At 61.1% G+C, this 14,492-nt stretch carries 14 protein-coding genes; 5 read left to right on the forward strand and 9 right to left on the reverse strand.

Going from position 1 to position 14,492, the window contains the following annotated elements; all coding sequences use genetic code 11:
* A complete protein-coding gene (locus ACR9Y2_RS05500) occupies positions 1 to 1,143 on the reverse strand; it encodes an FG-GAP repeat domain-containing protein (protein ID WP_435040055.1) in 1,143 nt (380 codons plus the stop codon).
* 67 nt (positions 1,144 to 1,210) lie between these two features.
* Between ACR9Y2_RS05500 and ACR9Y2_RS05505 the strand changes: the two genes are divergently transcribed.
* Positions 1,211 to 2,680, forward strand: coding sequence for a hypothetical protein (locus ACR9Y2_RS05505; protein ID WP_435040056.1), 1,470 nt, complete (start codon positions 1,211 to 1,213; stop codon positions 2,678 to 2,680).
* Between the two features lie 3 nt (positions 2,681 to 2,683).
* Here ACR9Y2_RS05505 and ACR9Y2_RS05510 read toward each other — a convergent pair whose 3' ends face one another.
* Together ACR9Y2_RS05510 and ACR9Y2_RS05515 are read right to left on the reverse strand one after the other, a co-directional pair.
* Positions 2,684 to 3,547, reverse strand: a complete 864-nt coding sequence (locus ACR9Y2_RS05510; RefSeq protein ID WP_435040057.1) for an alkaline phosphatase family protein — start codon at positions 3,545 to 3,547, stop codon at positions 2,684 to 2,686.
* 36 nt (positions 3,548 to 3,583) lie between these two features.
* Entirely contained in the window at positions 3,584 to 4,741 is a 1,158-nt protein-coding gene (locus ACR9Y2_RS05515; protein WP_435040058.1) for a hypothetical protein, read from the reverse strand.
* A 320-nt stretch (positions 4,742 to 5,061) separates the two neighbouring features.
* Here ACR9Y2_RS05515 and ACR9Y2_RS05520 point away from each other — a divergent pair, with 320 nt between their 5' ends.
* On the forward strand, positions 5,062 to 5,388 hold the full coding sequence (locus tag ACR9Y2_RS05520) for an HU family DNA-binding protein (protein ID WP_435040059.1): 327 nt from the start codon (positions 5,062 to 5,064) through the stop codon (positions 5,386 to 5,388).
* Between the two features lie 248 nt (positions 5,389 to 5,636).
* Here ACR9Y2_RS05520 and tatA read toward each other — a convergent pair whose 3' ends face one another.
* Entirely contained in the window at positions 5,637 to 5,789 is a 153-nt protein-coding gene (tatA, locus tag ACR9Y2_RS05525; RefSeq protein WP_194453766.1) for a twin-arginine translocase TatA/TatE family subunit, read from the reverse strand.
* A 315-nt stretch (positions 5,790 to 6,104) separates the two neighbouring features.
* Here tatA and ACR9Y2_RS05530 point away from each other — a divergent pair, with 315 nt between their 5' ends.
* Positions 6,105 to 8,543, forward strand: coding sequence for a DNA internalization-related competence protein ComEC/Rec2 (locus ACR9Y2_RS05530; protein WP_435040060.1), 2,439 nt, complete (start codon positions 6,105 to 6,107; stop codon positions 8,541 to 8,543).
* Between the two features lie 3 nt (positions 8,544 to 8,546).
* Here the strand turns inward: ACR9Y2_RS05530 and ACR9Y2_RS05535 are convergent, their stop codons facing one another.
* Positions 8,547 to 8,804: a putative signal transducing protein gene (locus ACR9Y2_RS05535; protein WP_435040061.1), complete on the reverse strand. Its 258-nt coding sequence runs from the start codon at positions 8,802 to 8,804 to the stop codon at positions 8,547 to 8,549.
* 81 nt (positions 8,805 to 8,885) lie between these two features.
* On the opposite strand from ACR9Y2_RS05535, the gene ACR9Y2_RS05540 reads away from it, so the two are divergent.
* Together ACR9Y2_RS05540 and pruA are read left to right on the forward strand one after the other, a co-directional pair.
* On the forward strand, positions 8,886 to 9,158 hold the full coding sequence (locus ACR9Y2_RS05540; protein ID WP_435040062.1) for a YtxH domain-containing protein: 273 nt from the start codon (positions 8,886 to 8,888) through the stop codon (positions 9,156 to 9,158).
* A 5-nt stretch (positions 9,159 to 9,163) separates the two neighbouring features.
* On the forward strand, positions 9,164 to 10,717 hold the full coding sequence (pruA, locus tag ACR9Y2_RS05545; RefSeq protein ID WP_435040063.1) for an L-glutamate gamma-semialdehyde dehydrogenase: 1,554 nt from the start codon (positions 9,164 to 9,166) through the stop codon (positions 10,715 to 10,717).
* 114 nt (positions 10,718 to 10,831) lie between these two features.
* On the opposite strand, the gene ACR9Y2_RS05550 is transcribed toward pruA, so the two are convergent.
* The 4 genes from ACR9Y2_RS05550 to ACR9Y2_RS05565 all read right to left on the reverse strand — a co-directional run bounded on the left by ACR9Y2_RS05550 (position 10,832) and on the right by ACR9Y2_RS05565 (position 14,477).
* On the reverse strand, positions 10,832 to 11,554 hold the full coding sequence (locus tag ACR9Y2_RS05550) for a DUF429 domain-containing protein (protein ID WP_435040064.1): 723 nt from the start codon (positions 11,552 to 11,554) through the stop codon (positions 10,832 to 10,834).
* Positions 11,551 to 12,192, reverse strand: coding sequence for an MOSC domain-containing protein (locus tag ACR9Y2_RS05555; protein ID WP_435040065.1), 642 nt, complete (start codon positions 12,190 to 12,192; stop codon positions 11,551 to 11,553). Before ACR9Y2_RS05555 ends, ACR9Y2_RS05550 begins: the two co-directional genes overlap by 4 nt.
* A 162-nt stretch (positions 12,193 to 12,354) precedes the next feature.
* The gene (locus ACR9Y2_RS05560; RefSeq protein WP_435040066.1) at positions 12,355 to 13,215 is read right to left on the reverse strand and encodes a carbon-nitrogen hydrolase family protein; all 861 of its coding nucleotides are present in this window, start codon (positions 13,213 to 13,215) and stop codon (positions 12,355 to 12,357) included.
* Positions 13,216 to 13,313: 98 nt separating this feature from the next.
* Entirely contained in the window at positions 13,314 to 14,477 is a 1,164-nt protein-coding gene (locus tag ACR9Y2_RS05565; RefSeq protein WP_435040067.1) for a WG repeat-containing protein, read from the reverse strand.
* Positions 14,478 to 14,492: the final 15 nt, after the last annotated feature.

Below are 14,492 nucleotides of genomic sequence, written 5' to 3' on the forward strand. Positions count from 1 at the left end.
TCACCTCCGAAGGTTTTCGTACAGCTTTATGTTTGCGGTGGAAGCCCCAATGCAGACGATATCCGATTTTCCGTCACCCGTGAGGTCCTCGATTTTGCAGTCGGCGCCGGCGATGCCGCCATCGTCCAGCACGGTCCGTTTCCAGTGCTCGCCGGCCTGGTCTTCGGCCTGGTAGACGGAGAGCCGGAAGCCCTTGCCGCGGAAGCCGGAAACGATCTCATCGCGGCCGTCGCCATCCAGGTCGCCCACGGCCAGGGCATGAGCGTTGATCATACCGTCTTCGATCACCACACGCTTCCACGACTTCCCTTTTGGCAGATAGACGACCACCTGATTGCCGTGCCAGGGTTCGATCGCCGTGATGAATCGCTGTTTACCCAATTTGCCCAGGCGCACTTCGCTGCTGCCGCACTCCGGGCACTTACGAGTGTCGCCTTTGCTGAGCTCAGTCCACTTCCAGCCGCCGCCCTTCTTGGGTTCGAACAGCCGCAGACCGTCGAAGCTGGCGGTGATCAACCGCTGGCCGTGCGTGGTCCAATCTACTGGAGCGATGGCGTGAACGATGCCATGCAGCTCTTCCGACACGGTTTCGCGCTTCCAGGTATCGGGGCGGTATAGATACACCGGCGTTTGCCCTTCGTAGAGCGGCGGCCGGGCCGTCAGGCCCACCAGTGGCGACAGCAGCAGTACCTTTTTGCCATCGCCGTTCCAGTCGATCCAACGCAGGCGGTGTGCGGTGGGAATGCGGTCGATTTCCCGCATGGTCCAGGGCTGGCGGACGTCCTTGCCGCTCTTCAGCACATAGACGTCGCCGATGCTCTTTTCCGGACTGGTTTCGAAATGTGTCGCCACCACGCATTCCGGAATCCCGTCGGCGTCGTAGTCGAAGCAGTCGACATTGATGGGACGCGGCGCATTCGAAGCCATGACGTGGCGCTCCCACGTGGGGTTCTCGAACCAGGCAAGTTCCGTCGCGCGTTCGTCGACCGCAATCAGGTCCTTCTTCCCGTCGCCATTCAAGTCCACGGAGACCAACTGGTAGCCCGTCTTGAGGCCGCTGGTAACAACATGCGCCCGGAAGGCCGGCAACTCGCCGCCGAACAGGGGCAGCGCCAGGAGGAACAGATACAGGTGTCTAGTCATGTCAATGAAACCCCGCTTGCGCGGGACACATCCTTTGGAGAAAGAGTTCTCTGTGATAATAGATACTATGCGTTTCGTGCGCACCTTATTCTGGTGCACATTAGCCGCCGTCTGTACTGGGGCGCTGGAGGCTCAATCCGTGATTGAGCCGTTGAGTGTGGAGGATCCGGAGGCGAATTCTGTACCAACGCTCCCTGTCCTGCCACCCGCATTCGTTCGTCCCATCCAGTCCCTGCCGCGTGAGGCCTGGATTCAGCCCAGCCGCCAGGAGGGCGTCAACTGGAGCGGTGTTTTTAAGCAATCGGCCCTGTTTCTGGGGATTGAACACTCCTTCCGTTTGTTGACAGAGCCTGGAACCCGCGCGGGGATGAAAGGATCGTTCCTTTCCGGTTGGCTGGCTGCGTCGGGCAATCTCCATGGCTGGGCCGATGGCGATCCCTTTTATGTAAATTACGTCGGACACCCAATGCAGGGTGCGGTTTCGGGCTTCATCTGGGCCCAGAACGACGGCAAATACCTTGACGCCGAGTTCGGTTCCAACCGGCACTACTGGAAGAGCCGGCTGCGCGCGGCCGCATTCTCAACGGCTTACAGCTTCCAATTCGAGGCCGGCCCGCTGAGTGAGGCCTCCATCGGCAAGGTACAGAACAAATGGCCGCAACAGGGGCTTGTCGACCATGTAATTACGCCATTTGTCGGAACCGGGTGGATGATCGGTGAAGACGCGATTGACCGCTTCATCATTAAGAAGCTCGAAGCGAAGTGGGACAACCCCTACGCCATGGTATTCGTGCGAGGTGTTTTGAATCCCTCGCGCTCTCTGGCGAACATCCTGCGCTTCCAGGTGCCGTGGGTGCGCGACGACCGGCCAGGCCTATGGTCGCCAATGCATTCAGCCTACGTGCGCGACCTGCGCGAGGGTCGAATCACGGGCTTCCCGCCTGACGCTCCGCCGGAACTGGAAGGCGCAGCCGGGTTGTCATCCTTTGAGTTCAGCCTCGACGCCCAGCCGCAGTTCTTCTTCGGCAGCGGGGGGACGGGGCCATGTATGGGCGGCGGCGGCGAGGCCGCGTTCCGTATCACTCCCAACTGGCAACTGGTGACGCAGGTGCATGGCTGCAAGCTGAGCGGTTTGGAACAGAATGTCAGCGGCGATACGCTCAGTTTCTATGCCGGACCACGCTGGAATCCTAAGCCGACCAGCCGCTGGAGCCCCTACTTCCACGTCCTGGTGGGCGGGATGAAGGTGTCGCAGGAAGAGATGTTCCCGGCGCTCAAGGAGGCCGTGGAGAAGGCCGCCAAGGAGAAAGGCGAGCCCGAGGTTTCGCTACATGATCTCTACACCAAAGAATACGAAGCGAATGGCTTCTCGATGGCCGCCGGCGGCGGTGTGGACTTGCGGGTGAATCCGGCGATCGCGCTACGGCTCGCCAATCTCGAGTACAAGCGTTCGTGGCTGCCTGCGGCCAATGGGCGCGACTACAACAATGGCCTCGCGTTCACCGTTTCGATGGTGCTGCGCATGGGCACCTGGTAGAAGTTACCGCAGCGCTTCCGTCACTGGCTTACCGGTCCAACAGGGATGTGGCGCCACGCCGAAGATCGCTGCGATGGTGGCCGCCGTATCGATGGTGCGGACCAGTGAGCGGATCTCGCGCCCGGCCGGCACTCCGGGCCCGGTGAGAATCCAGGGAATTTCAAGATCGCGCTGGGTCGGGTGGCCGTGGCTCTTCTCGGTGCCGCCATGGTCTGCCGTTAGGAGCAGATAGGTGCTGTCCGCGGTACCGGCTTCCTTGATAGCGGCGTTCAGTGGGTCCAGGAGACCTCCGACCATCTCGACTGCCTGGCGGTACTCCGGACCGGACCAGCCGTGATTGTGCCCGGCATGATCGACGTCATCCAGGTGGATGAAGAGCAGATCCGGCTTGGCGGCCTTCCAATACTCGATGGCGGTGCGCATCGTGGCCGGACTGCCTTCCACATGGCGCAGCACTGGCACGGCTCCGGGTTCGATCAGCCGGCCAAAGTCCTTCCAGTCGTGGAACACTGCCATTCGCAGCTCCGGTCTCTTGTCGTGCAGCAGCCCGAAGATGGTGGGAAACCGGCCCTGCGTGTCTTTACAGGACGGAGAGATGTCGAACTTGTCGGGTTGCCAGTCGTTCGATGTAACGCCATGCAATTCCGGCACGGCGCCCATGATCATCGACGCCCAGTTGGGACTGCTGACGGTGGGCAGCACACCGCGCGCGTGCAGCGTCCAGGCGCCATTCTTCATGAGTCCCTGAATCTGCGGAGGGGCCACTTCGCGCAGCATCTCCGCGCCAAGACCATCGACACCGACAACAATCACATGCCGTTGGCCATAGGCGGCCATCGCTATCAGGAGTACCAGGGCCAAACGCATACCGAGCATCATATCGGCATGCGCGGAAGGACGTCACTACCGGGCGTTCAGTGAACGGATTCCGTCGGCCAGATCGGCGGGCCGGTAGATGGGCACTACCTTCCCTTTGGCCGATTTCACCAGGCTGGTAACGGAATCGCCGTCTCCGGCATACGCCGGCGGAGTAAAAGCAAGGAACCAGGTCTTCGGCAACGATTCCCGCAGGGCTGGATCCATGGGCGGCAGCTTGGGACCGGCGCGCCAGGTTGGGCCCACAAACACGAAGGCATCGCTCTGTTTGGGATCCTTGACCTCCTGGCGGAGCATATTCTCCAGGAATTCCTTCGGTGAGGAGCCCTGCTTCAGCGTGGCCATATCGATCGTGCTGAGATCCACCCCTGCCAACTGCCGGATGAGTTGGCGCATACTGCGCCGGTTGAACGAGGCATCCCTGTAGATGACGTTGCGGCGCTCCAGATCGAATACCACGACGCAGGCCGAGGTGAAGTTTCCATCGCGCAGCAGCGAGTTCAGGCTGCTGAGCAGGATCTGGCGATCCCAGGGAGACAGCTTGGTGACCACACGCCGTGGCCACACGGGCGCGGCATTCAGGAAAATCGTCGCGTGCGATTGCCTGGCGCCTGTCGCCGGCGCGGGAAAGCCCGGCCAGATCTCATTGCCCTGCGCCAGCACAGTGCCGGGCGGCACGGTGGGCGAAACATCCTTGAAACTTGCATTCAGCTTCCAGGAGGCTTTACAGCGGCGGCCCTTGCCATCCGCCATCAGCCAGTCGACGGAGTATTTGCCTTGGCCCACGTAGAAGCCACCGCCCATGCGGAGCTCCAGTTTCTTCAGGTCCGCGCCTTCAGGGAACTTCGTGGGCACTTCAAAAGGCACCCATAGATACTTGGTCTTCGCCTGGCCATCCTGCGGCGTGACACGGAACACTACGGCGGAGCTGCGATCCGGCTTGCCCTGGAACTCCGCAGCGGGTATGGCGACCTGGAAGCCGGTCCAGATGCGCAATCCGTAGTCGAGCGCCGGATTGAAGTGTGTAATGGTGCACGCCAACTTGCCGGCCTGCGGATCCTTCCAGAACGATTCGAAGGCTGCGACGGCCTTGCGTCCCGTCTGTGATTCGAGGTCGAGCTCCAGCTGCGCGAGCAGGGGAGTGGCTGCCCACAGCGCGATCAGGCAAATCCGCCCGTTGAACATCACATTCCTTCTCCCTCAATCATAGATGGCTGTGTGTGGTCTGTCGTATTCCCTACTTGCCTGTGAAGGACGATCTGGTAGTCATACAAGGGGCAAAAGCCCACTATTTCGGCCTCTAGACCCCTGTCTGACCAAAAAAGGCCCGGAAAATAGGGGTTTCTGGGTCCAGGCCCCTTTACACCGCGCGCGGCCATCCCTTATGATTGATCTGCAAACGAGACCTTCGAACAAAATCGATTGGTTTTGTTTTTAGCTTCCGATCCTCCTCCCGACGGCCTGTCACGGCCGCGACAACGATCGGAGATGTCAAAGGAGTCGTTATGGCCGAAGTAAAGAAATTGACGCAGACTCAGTTGGTGAAGGAGATCGCCACCGCAACCGGGATTTCCAACAAGCAGGCGAAGGCCGTTCTCGACAAGTATGTTGAGATTGCCATCGCCCAGACGAAGAAGGTTGGCCTGTGTGTGTTGCCTGGCATCGGCCGCCTGAAGAAAGTGGAGCGCAAGGCCCGGACTGGCCGCAATCCTGCCACCGGCGCCACCATCAAGATTCCGGCTAAGAAGGTCGTGAAGCTCACGCTGGCGAAGTCCCTGAAGGATGCCATCGTTCCGGCGCCGAAGCCGAAGGCCGCCAAGAAGAAGGCGTAGTCTCCGGACAGTCGCTGGATTCATTCATTTCCAGTTGCAATGAAGCCCCGCGTCCTGCCCAACCAGGATGGCGGGGCTCTTGCTTGAGATCGGAAGGATTGCCGGTGTCGGGCCGATGCCGGCGTCCAGAAACTGGAAAAGCCCCGAATCCGCTGGGATCGGGGCTTTTCATCTTTGGGAGACTTAGATAGGATCGCCGCTCAAAGTGCGGGCGGTGTTCCGGAAGAGGGCAAGCGCGAAGCGCGGGCCTAAGCCTGCTTCTTCTCTTCGGGCTTCGATTCTTCTTCCTTCAAGGCGTGCTTGAAGTTCTTGATCCCCTCTCCGAGGCCTTTCGCCAATTCCGGGATCTTCTTGCCGCCAAACAGCAGGACGGCGACCGCCAGAATAATAACCAACTCCATAGGGCCAATGGAACGCACAGGGCCTCCTTATCCTCTAACATTGTAGGTATTGCGGAAAACGGGCGTCAAGCACCGCCCTGGGTGGACCACCTCTCTTACGGATGCTATGAAGAAGCCTAAACCATTGGAGATTAAAGAGGATCGCTCTCTCCAGGCACGCCGCCGGGCGCGCCAGGCCGTAGGTACAGTGAAACCGGCTCGAGTTATTATGCCCAAGGTGATGAAGGATCCCAGGCACAAGAAGTTTCAGCTCGACGACCCGGAATCCTGACCTCCGCTGAGAATCCGCTCCTCCTCCAACCACTACTTTCCTAGATGAAAAATCCGCTGGTCGCGCCCGCGGCTGCTTTTGCCGCCGGCATCGTCCTGGTGCGCCTGGCCGACTTCGGCTGGGCGGAACTGACGGTGTGCGCAGGCGGATTCGCTCTTCTCGCTCTCTTCGGGCAGCGCCGGCGATGGACTTGGCTGAGGTGGACCGCCGTCGCATTGTCTATGCTTGCCCTTGGCGGGCTCGATGCCCTCTGGCATCAGGACCCTCCCGTTCCGCCCATCCCAGATGGACCCCTTTTGACTGGCTGCGTGGTGGAGCCTGCCGTGGCCAGCGGCGACCGTCATCAATTCACCCTCGAACTGGGGCCCGGCATCCGCGCCAGAATCAGCACGGGCTCGCACGCGGAGCTGTTTGTGTACGGCCGCCTTGTTCGAGTGGAAGCTGCGCTGCGGCCTGTGCACGGTTTCCACAACCCCGGAGCGTTTGACCTGGAAGCATGGATGGCGCGCCGCCAGATCTACTGGTCCGGCTCGATCGGAAAAAACACGCGCAGTGAGGTTCTGCCTGGTGAGTGCGGCAGCATCTGGCACCGCAGTCTGGAGCGTATGCGTGCCGCGGCACTGGCTCGGGTCGACAGCCTGTATCCAGGCGATACGTATCGCAGTGCCATGATGCGCGGCCTGCTGCTGGGCGACAAGAGCGGTATCCGCAAAGCCTGGACCGAGGACTTCCGCCGCACCGGCACCTATCACGCGCTGGTGATCTCGGGCAGCCACATCACACTCGTCTGTGGAATCCTGCTGCTTTGGCGGCGTTTCTTCGGCTATGGCGGCCGCACTGTCCTCATTGCTTCCGCCCTCATTGCCTGGCTCTATTCTTTGGTGGCCGGCGGCGACGCTCCGGTGCTACGCTCCGCCGCGGGTTTCAGTCTATTTGTCGTAGCGGCCTTACTGTATCGCCGGACACAGATTCTGAATCTTCTGGCCGCCGTGGCCCTCGTCTTTCTTGCTTTCGACCCCGGCCAGCTCTTCGATGCCAGCTTCCAGCTCTCCTTTCTGGCGGTGGCAGCCATCGGAGCATTTCTGCCGTATGAGCGACGGCCGCTGCTAGAATCGCCGGCCGATGCCCAAGTCTTGCTGGAACGCCGCCTGGTCGCCGAAACCATTCATCAACTTCTCCGGTTACCGCTGGGTTTCTGCCTCACCTCCATTCGGTTGCTCGCTCAGTTGTGCCACTTCACGTTTGATGCACTGCGTCTCTCAGCGGCCGTGCAGGTGGGGCTCGCGCTACCGATGGTTCTTTATTTTCACCGCCTGTCCGCGACGGGTCTCACAGCGAACGTGCTCGCGGTGCCTGTGGTGTCAGCCGCGGTGCCTGTTGGCTTCATTGCGGTCTTCACCGGTTGGCGCTGGCCTGCTTCCCTAGCTGGATGGCTTCTTGATGTCTCACAGGCGATTGCCGCCTGGCATTCGCTGCATGAGCCAGCGTGGCGTATTGCCGATCCACCCTTGTGGTTATCCCTTGCACTCGCGGCGAGTCTCGTTGCCTTGGCCGCCCGCTGGCCTTCGCGCTGGTTGCCGGCCGCACTGTGCACCGTGTTTCTCATTCTGCTGGTCTGGCATCCCTTCCCACCCCAACAGCAGGCTGGCGCATTGGAACTCACCGCCATCGACGTCGGCCAAGGCGAAAGTCTGCTGGTCAGCCTGCCAAACGGAGAAATGGCGCTGGTGGATGGAGGCGGAATTCCGCAGTTTGGCCGCCGTACTGCGCCACAGATGGATGTCGGCGAGGACGTCGTGTCGCCCTACCTGTGGGCGCGCGGCATCCGGCGCCTGGCCGTGATCGCCATTTCCCATCTGCACGACGACCATTGCGGCGGTGTGGCCGCCCTGCTGGAGAATTTCCACCCGCGCGAGCTGTGGACCGGGTTTACGCCGAATGCCAAAGTCTGGCGGGTAATCGAAGCGACTGCCCGGCGCTCCGGAACGCGGATTCGTATCGTCAAGGAAGGTGACCGGTTGGATCTGGGCGGCATCCGTTGGCAGGCGCTGGCGCCCGCCCGCGGGCAACGCTGGACCGGCCGGCCGCAAAACAACGACTCGCTCGTATTCCGCCTCAACCACGGGCGCCACTCGTTCTTGCTCACGGGGGACATCGAGCAGGGCGTGGAGCGGCGCCTGCTGGATGAGGCCGCACTGGGCCACGTCGACGTGCTCAAGGTCGCGCATCATGGAAGCAAACGTTCGTCCAGCGACGCCTGGCTCGACGCCATGCATCCTTCAGTGGCTTTGGTCTCCGCCGGAACCGGCAACATGTACGGCTTGCCCCACCCGCGGGTGATCGACGAACTGGACACACATCATGCTCTGATCCTGCGAACAGACCAGGACGGACTGGTCACGGTGCGCAGCGACGGCCGCTATCTGACTGTCAGCAAAGCGCGCTGGGAGCCGCGAGAGTGGCGGCTACTGGATCTGTACTGAAATTTACTCGGAGGCTTCGACGCCCGTTTGCTGTGCGTCGCGTACCACGCGAACCGCTTCCTGCAGTTGGTTGGACGGGACCAGAATCTCGTACGGCAGGTTCGGCATTTGGCTCGCGCCCTGCACGACAACCTGAATGTCATTTGCTTCAAGCAGCGTCTTGATGGAGAGGCACTCCATCTCGGAGAGCTCGAGCTCTAAGCCGCCCTCCGTCAGGGGAACGAGGTTCACGTCCGGGGTGGGGATGCTGGAATCACTCATAAGGCCTCCGCCTTCATTCTACGCATATGGGGCACGTCCGGCCGGGTGGGCGCTACAATGGCGGTCGGAGGCACATTTTCCATGTATTCGGAAATCGAAGAAAATTCGGGCAAGGCTCTGTGGTTTGTAGCCGGCGTCGCCGTGGGCGCCACCATCGCCCTGTTGTTCGCTCCCTCGTCGGGCCTCGTGACGCGCCGACGCATTGGTCGTGTCGCTGAACGCGGGCGCGACTCGCTAGCCGATACCGGCCGTGACATTGCCGAAAAGGGCAAGGAACTGTATGAGAAGGGCCGTCGCCTCGCTGACGAAGCTGCTGACATGATCGATCGCGGCAAGAAACTAGTGGAAGGCTGAGGTTTATGCGTCTTTGTGATTTCAGGAACGAGCCGTACGCCGACTTTTCGAAACCCGAAAACGCCGAGCCTATGCGTGCGGCTCTGGCGGCGGTCCGCGCCGAATTCGGAAAAGAATATGATCTCCGGATCGGCGATACGCACCACCGCACCGGCGACCTGCTGAAGTCCATCAACCCGTCGCAGCCCGGCGAGGTGGTGGGCCTTCATCATAAAGCCACACCCGAACTGGCCAATCAGGCCGTCGCCGTGGCTGACGCCTATTTTCCGGTCTGGGCGGCCGTACCTGCGGCCGACCGGATCGCCAGCCTTCGCAAGGCATCGGCGATTCTGCGCCGCCGCAAGCTCGAGTTCGACGCCTGGCTCGTCTATGAAGCCGGCAAGAGCTGGGCCGAAGCGGAAGCCGACGTCAGCGAAGCCATCGACTTCTGCGACTACTATGCCCTGCTTGCGGAACGTCTAGCGTCGCCCGAATCACTGGTGCAGTTGCCCGGCGAGCACGACGAAATGCGCTACCTGCCGCTGGGCGTCGGCATCGTGATCCCGCCGTGGAACTTCCCTCTCGCGATCCTGGTCGGCATGACTACGGCGGCGCTGGTTACCGGCAATACCGTCGTGGTGAAACCGTCCTCAGATACGCCGACCATCGCAGCCAAGTTCGCTGAGGTGCTCGATGAGGCCGGCTTCCCGCCGCACAGCTTCACCCTCATGGTGGGCAGTGGCGCTGAAGTGGGGGACTTACTCATCAGTCACCCGCGCACCCGCTTCATCTCGTTCACCGGTTCGCGTGAAGTGGGTCTGCGTATCAACGAACTGGCGGCTAAAACGGCGCCAGGACAGATCTGGATCAAACGAGTTATCGCCGAGATGGGCGGCAAAGACGGCATCATCGTGGACGATGAGGCGGATCTGGACGCAGCCGTACAGGGCGTACTCTGGAGCGCCTATGGCTACCAGGGCCAGAAGTGCTCAGCCTGTTCCCGGGCTATCGTCAGTGAGAAGCTGTACGACACGTTCCTTGAAAAGTTGGTGGCAAAGGTGAAGGAGCTCAAGGTAGGCCCGTCCGACGATCCGGCCTACTACATGGGCCCAGTCATCAACGAGCGTTCGATGAAGTCGATCCTGGCTTATGCGGAAGTCGGCAGGACGGAAGGCCGCGTGTTGACCGGCGGCGAACGTCTGCCGGGCGAGGGCTACTTCGTGGCACCGACGGTAATCGCAGACATCGACGTCAAGTCGCGCATCTTCCAGGAGGAGATCTTCGGACCAGTCCTGGGCGTCACCAAGGCGCGTGATTTCGATCATGCCCTGGAACTGGCGAATGCGACTGACTATGGCTTGACCGGAGCAGTGTACACCAACAATCCCGAGAAGATTGCCAAAGCGAAGGAGCAGTTCTTCGTCGGGAATCTGTACATCAACCGCAAGTGCACCGGAGCCATGGTAGGAGCCCACCCCTTCGGAGGCTTCAATATGTCCGGTACCGATTCGAAGGCCGGCGGCCCGGATTACTTACTCTGGTTCGTACAAGCGAAGAGCATCGCCCAGAAGCTGAGTTAGTGGAGCTATACTGATGGTGACCCCGATTAGAAGGGGACCATCAAGTAACAGACACAGGGTCAATTCCGATCCACGTGGCGAACGGCGCAGCTTCGGTTGCGCCGTTCTCCCTTTTCAGGGGTGCCTGTTCCCGGCGGGCACCACAATGAAGCCCTCCTCATTCGACCCGTATACGGTATTCCGTGCCCTGCCCCACCACCACCAGTGGGCAGCGATGTACGCACACAGCACCGCATCGATCTGGTCTTCCACCGGCTTGACAGGACCTTTCTCGGGAATCTCCGGCAGAGTGAGAGCCAGAGGAGGATCCAGTTCCGGTAGTTTCGACAGCATCAAGCCGCGCAAACGCGCCAGTTCCGCGGCCCGCTCCGCCCGACGCCCGCGTTTGTATTTCACGATCCGCTCCAACCCGAACAACCGCACCGACGCTGCGTGCGGATGGATCTCAATCTGGAACCGGCCCTCCGCTTTCGCTGTCAGATCCGCGCCATGAACGAAGCCGGCGTCGGCCAACCGCCGGCTGAAGGACAGCACCAGCGGAGCAAACGGCAGTCCCAGATTCGCGGCGTGGCAGCCAGCATGATAGCGGCGGAAGTCTTTGTTCAGCTCGCGCTCAGCCCGGCGGATCCCGGTCTGCTGCGTGATGATTGTCGGGGCGTCGACTCCAATTACCCCGCCTTCATCACCCGTTTCCGTGCGGATCCAGGCCAGGATGGCATCGGGGGACTCCAACCGGGTGACGTTCCGAAGCCGTAAGCCCGTGCCCTCAGGAACAACCGAAGCCAGGCCGCTTGGCTTCCCATACCAGCCCAGATCCACTCCGATGAACACACTCACGGCTGGATTAACTCCACCTCATCCCCCTCGCTAACCCGGCCAGGCTCGATGACATAGCTATTCAAACCCAGCACACCCTGGAACTCCCGTTGAATGCGCCGCAGCACGTTCACATCCTGCGCGCCGGTATCCGGGTCGTAAGTCGTCGTGATGCACCGCCCACGCAAATCCTCCATCCCAATCAAAACGGGGCCGATTCGCAAGGCAGCACCCTCCCATTCCCGTTCTGCGAGGCCGGGTACTCCACTGATTACCAGATTCGGCCGGAAGCGCCGCGTGTCCACGCCGACCGCCTGCAGCATCCCGTCGGTGGCTACCAGCAGCGGAAGGATATCGAACCGGGCGTTTGCCGGGCCCTGAACGAGTCTTGCGCCAGCGCCAGCAGCGGATTCGACTATCTGACGGACCTCGTCGGACTGCCAGGGAAGTCCGTCCACCAGAGCATCTCCCTCAGGCGTCAAGGTGCCTCGGTGCCGCAGCAGTTTGGGCCGCGTGCGGGCCGTATAAAGCCGGCCCTGTTCGCTGCGCACCTGGATCATGCGGTCGCCGGCAACCCCTGCCGGTCCGATCTGCGCTGTCGATAGACGTTCCCCAGCCATCGACTTCACCGGGTATCGCCAGATTTCCTGGACTCGCATCGCTTTGCCCTCGCTCTCAATCGATGAGTTCAGAGATGGCAAGTGAAGAGCCAAAGGAACAGGGCTGTACTTTCAATAGCTTGCGAAGAGGGCCTGGAACCCATCGCCATGAGATCTCACGCTAAACCTGAGATCTCATGGCCAACAAGAGCGGATTGCCGTCTACTCCGGTTTGGAGTCCGCCCGTCGCCTCACGTCCGCGATCATCCGCTCCCAGTGCTCCTTCAGGAACGGAGGATTCTCCAGGCTGTCCAGGACATATCCACGATCGGCCCGTCCCAGATCCAGCACCGAGGTGATCATCTCTTCCTGGTAATAGCCTGCTTCCGCCAGCGGGATCCCGTTCGGCTCGCGAATGAAGGACATTCCGCTTGAGGTCTGCAGCCCGTCCGGGGACTGGCCGATTGTGTTGGCCACACAGTGGAAGATTTTCGAGTTCGGGCCTACCGGCTGTTGCGCCCGGCCTGAGGTTCGCTTCCAGCACACGGCTTCGATTTCGTCCGAACTGCACGACGGGTGGAACAGGATCTGCGCCCCGGCCATGGCCGGGATCCGGTAGAGCTCGGGATGCCGCCCGTCGCGGCAGATCACCAGGGTGCACACCGCGCCGTCGATCTCGAACAGGGCCAACTTGTTGCCACCCCGGCAATACTCCTTTTCATCCCGTCCGGCCATGTGAACCTTGGCGTATTCGTGCGTGATGGCCCCATCGGGCGAGATCACGTGGGCAAGATTCAGGAATCGGTCGTGCGTCTTCTGGATGGTACCGGCGATTACCCAAACGCCAGACTCCTGCGCAGCCTTTTGGGTTTGTTCCAGCGCCTCCAGCACAGCCTTCTGGTCGAGATTCACGAGATAGGGAAAGTAGTAGCTGGTAAGGTGTGCTTCCGGAAACAACACGACGCGGCTGCCTGCCTCGGCGGCGGCGCGGATATATTTCAAGGTGGTGCGCAGGTTCGCTTCCAACGGGGTGGCCCAGTGCATCTGGACGCAGGAGACCTGCAGCGTGGCGGGCGCGGACATGGCTTCGTTCCTCCTGGATGAATGACAGCTTGCTCCCTCATTGTCGAATGAGGAGGCGCCTGCCCGCTGACTGGGGGTTTGTCGGGCGCTCGCTGAGTTCAGCGTTTGTATTGGTACACGCGCTTGCCTGACTTGTTGATGTACGCGTAGGTTCCGTGACGGTCAGGTCCCGTGTCGGGGGCCAGTTTGACGTGGGCGAGTCCGTGGAAGAAGCGGCTGGCAAGGAGATAGCGGCCCGGGATGGCTTGCTTGCCAGTAGTGTCGATGTAGATGTAGCCCTCGGTCGGTGACCCAATGGCGGATAGTCCTTCGGAGAACGGTTCAGCCTTATGGAAGTCTACGGGGATTTTCAGAGCCCCTGACTTGTCGATGAAACCGCTGATTTGTGCATTTGCAACGAGGGCCAAATCGTCTGAGAAGGAGTGGACCGAGAGGAAGGCGGGGTAGATCTCGTAAGAACCCTGAAGATTCAGAAACCCCCATTGGCCACCGGAACGGACGGCCGCGAGTCCCTCGTGGAACGCCATGGCGCCTTCAAATTGCGAGGAGATCGCTTTTCGGCCGGTCTTGTCGATGAAAATCCACTGGCAAGTGGGGCCCGGATTGGTGGTGCGAGCCCCTCCTGCTTGGGTGGTGGGCGCAGTGGCGGGCGAACCGGCAATGCAGGGGTCGATGGAGTCGTATTTCCAGTAAACGCATGGTCCGCTCACCACAACCCGGGCCAGGCCGTTTTCAAAGGGGGTGCCGGCGGCGAACTGGGGCACGATCACGAAGGCGCCCGTGCGGTCGATGTAGCCGAGTTTTCCCTCCACCTCGACGGCGGCCAGTCCCTCCGAGAAACTGCTTACTACTCCTTTCGGGTAGGAAGGAAACTTCGGCGGAATCGCGAATTTGCCGGTGCGGTCGATGTAGCCCCACATGGATCCGGGCGTCTCCATCGCCGCGGCCAGACCCTCAGAGAAACTCCAGATGCGATAGAAGTGATTGTCCAGGACCCTTTGTCCGTTCGTGGTAAGAAAAGGGCCCTCCGCCATGCCGAGAGAAAGGAGGCCATCTTCGAAGGCTTGGCCGCCCTCGTCGATGACTGGCAGCGTCGGCGGGATGACCACATGGCCGGCGGCGTCGATAAAGCCTGCGCGTCCGTCTTTGACGATGCGGTAGAGCGGATCAGCGGAGTTCGTAGCAGGCATCCAGATCAGGCGAGCGGATGTGCAGCCATAGATGACGGTAGCGATGAGGGCGAAGAGAGCCAGCAGCCGCATATGTGAATTCTAGCC

The organism is Paludibaculum fermentans (assembly GCF_051172195.1).
GTDB classification, from domain to species: Bacteria; Acidobacteriota; Terriglobia; order Bryobacterales; family Bryobacteraceae; genus Paludibaculum; species Paludibaculum fermentans_A.

What these genes read in the sequence shown, in the direction of transcription:
- ACR9Y2_RS05560 (WP_435040066.1), bottom strand. Translation starts at nt 13,215, where the DNA reads ATGTCCGCGCCCGCCACGCTGCAGGTCTCCTGCGTCCAGATGCACTGG.
- ACR9Y2_RS05535 (WP_435040061.1), bottom strand. Translation starts at nt 8,804, where the DNA reads ATGAGTGATTCCAGCATCCCCACCCCGGACGTGAACCTCGTTCCCCTG.
- pruA (WP_435040063.1), top strand. Translation starts at nt 9,164, where the DNA reads ATGCGTCTTTGTGATTTCAGGAACGAGCCGTACGCCGACTTTTCGAAA.
- ACR9Y2_RS05500 (WP_435040055.1), bottom strand. Translation starts at nt 1,143, where the DNA reads ATGACTAGACACCTGTATCTGTTCCTCCTGGCGCTGCCCCTGTTCGGC.
- ACR9Y2_RS05565 (WP_435040067.1), bottom strand. Translation starts at nt 14,477, where the DNA reads ATGCGGCTGCTGGCTCTCTTCGCCCTCATCGCTACCGTCATCTATGGC.
- ACR9Y2_RS05540 (WP_435040062.1), top strand. Translation starts at nt 8,886, where the DNA reads ATGTATTCGGAAATCGAAGAAAATTCGGGCAAGGCTCTGTGGTTTGTA.
- tatA (WP_194453766.1), bottom strand. Translation starts at nt 5,789, where the DNA reads ATGGAGTTGGTTATTATTCTGGCGGTCGCCGTCCTGCTGTTTGGCGGC.
- ACR9Y2_RS05505 (WP_435040056.1), top strand. Translation starts at nt 1,211, where the DNA reads ATGCGTTTCGTGCGCACCTTATTCTGGTGCACATTAGCCGCCGTCTGT.
- ACR9Y2_RS05520 (WP_435040059.1), top strand. Translation starts at nt 5,062, where the DNA reads ATGGCCGAAGTAAAGAAATTGACGCAGACTCAGTTGGTGAAGGAGATC.
- ACR9Y2_RS05555 (WP_435040065.1), bottom strand. Translation starts at nt 12,192, where the DNA reads ATGCGAGTCCAGGAAATCTGGCGATACCCGGTGAAGTCGATGGCTGGG.
- ACR9Y2_RS05530 (WP_435040060.1), top strand. Translation starts at nt 6,105, where the DNA reads ATGAAAAATCCGCTGGTCGCGCCCGCGGCTGCTTTTGCCGCCGGCATC.
- ACR9Y2_RS05510 (WP_435040057.1), bottom strand. Translation starts at nt 3,547, where the DNA reads ATGCGTTTGGCCCTGGTACTCCTGATAGCGATGGCCGCCTATGGCCAA.
- ACR9Y2_RS05515 (WP_435040058.1), bottom strand. Translation starts at nt 4,741, where the DNA reads ATGTTCAACGGGCGGATTTGCCTGATCGCGCTGTGGGCAGCCACTCCC.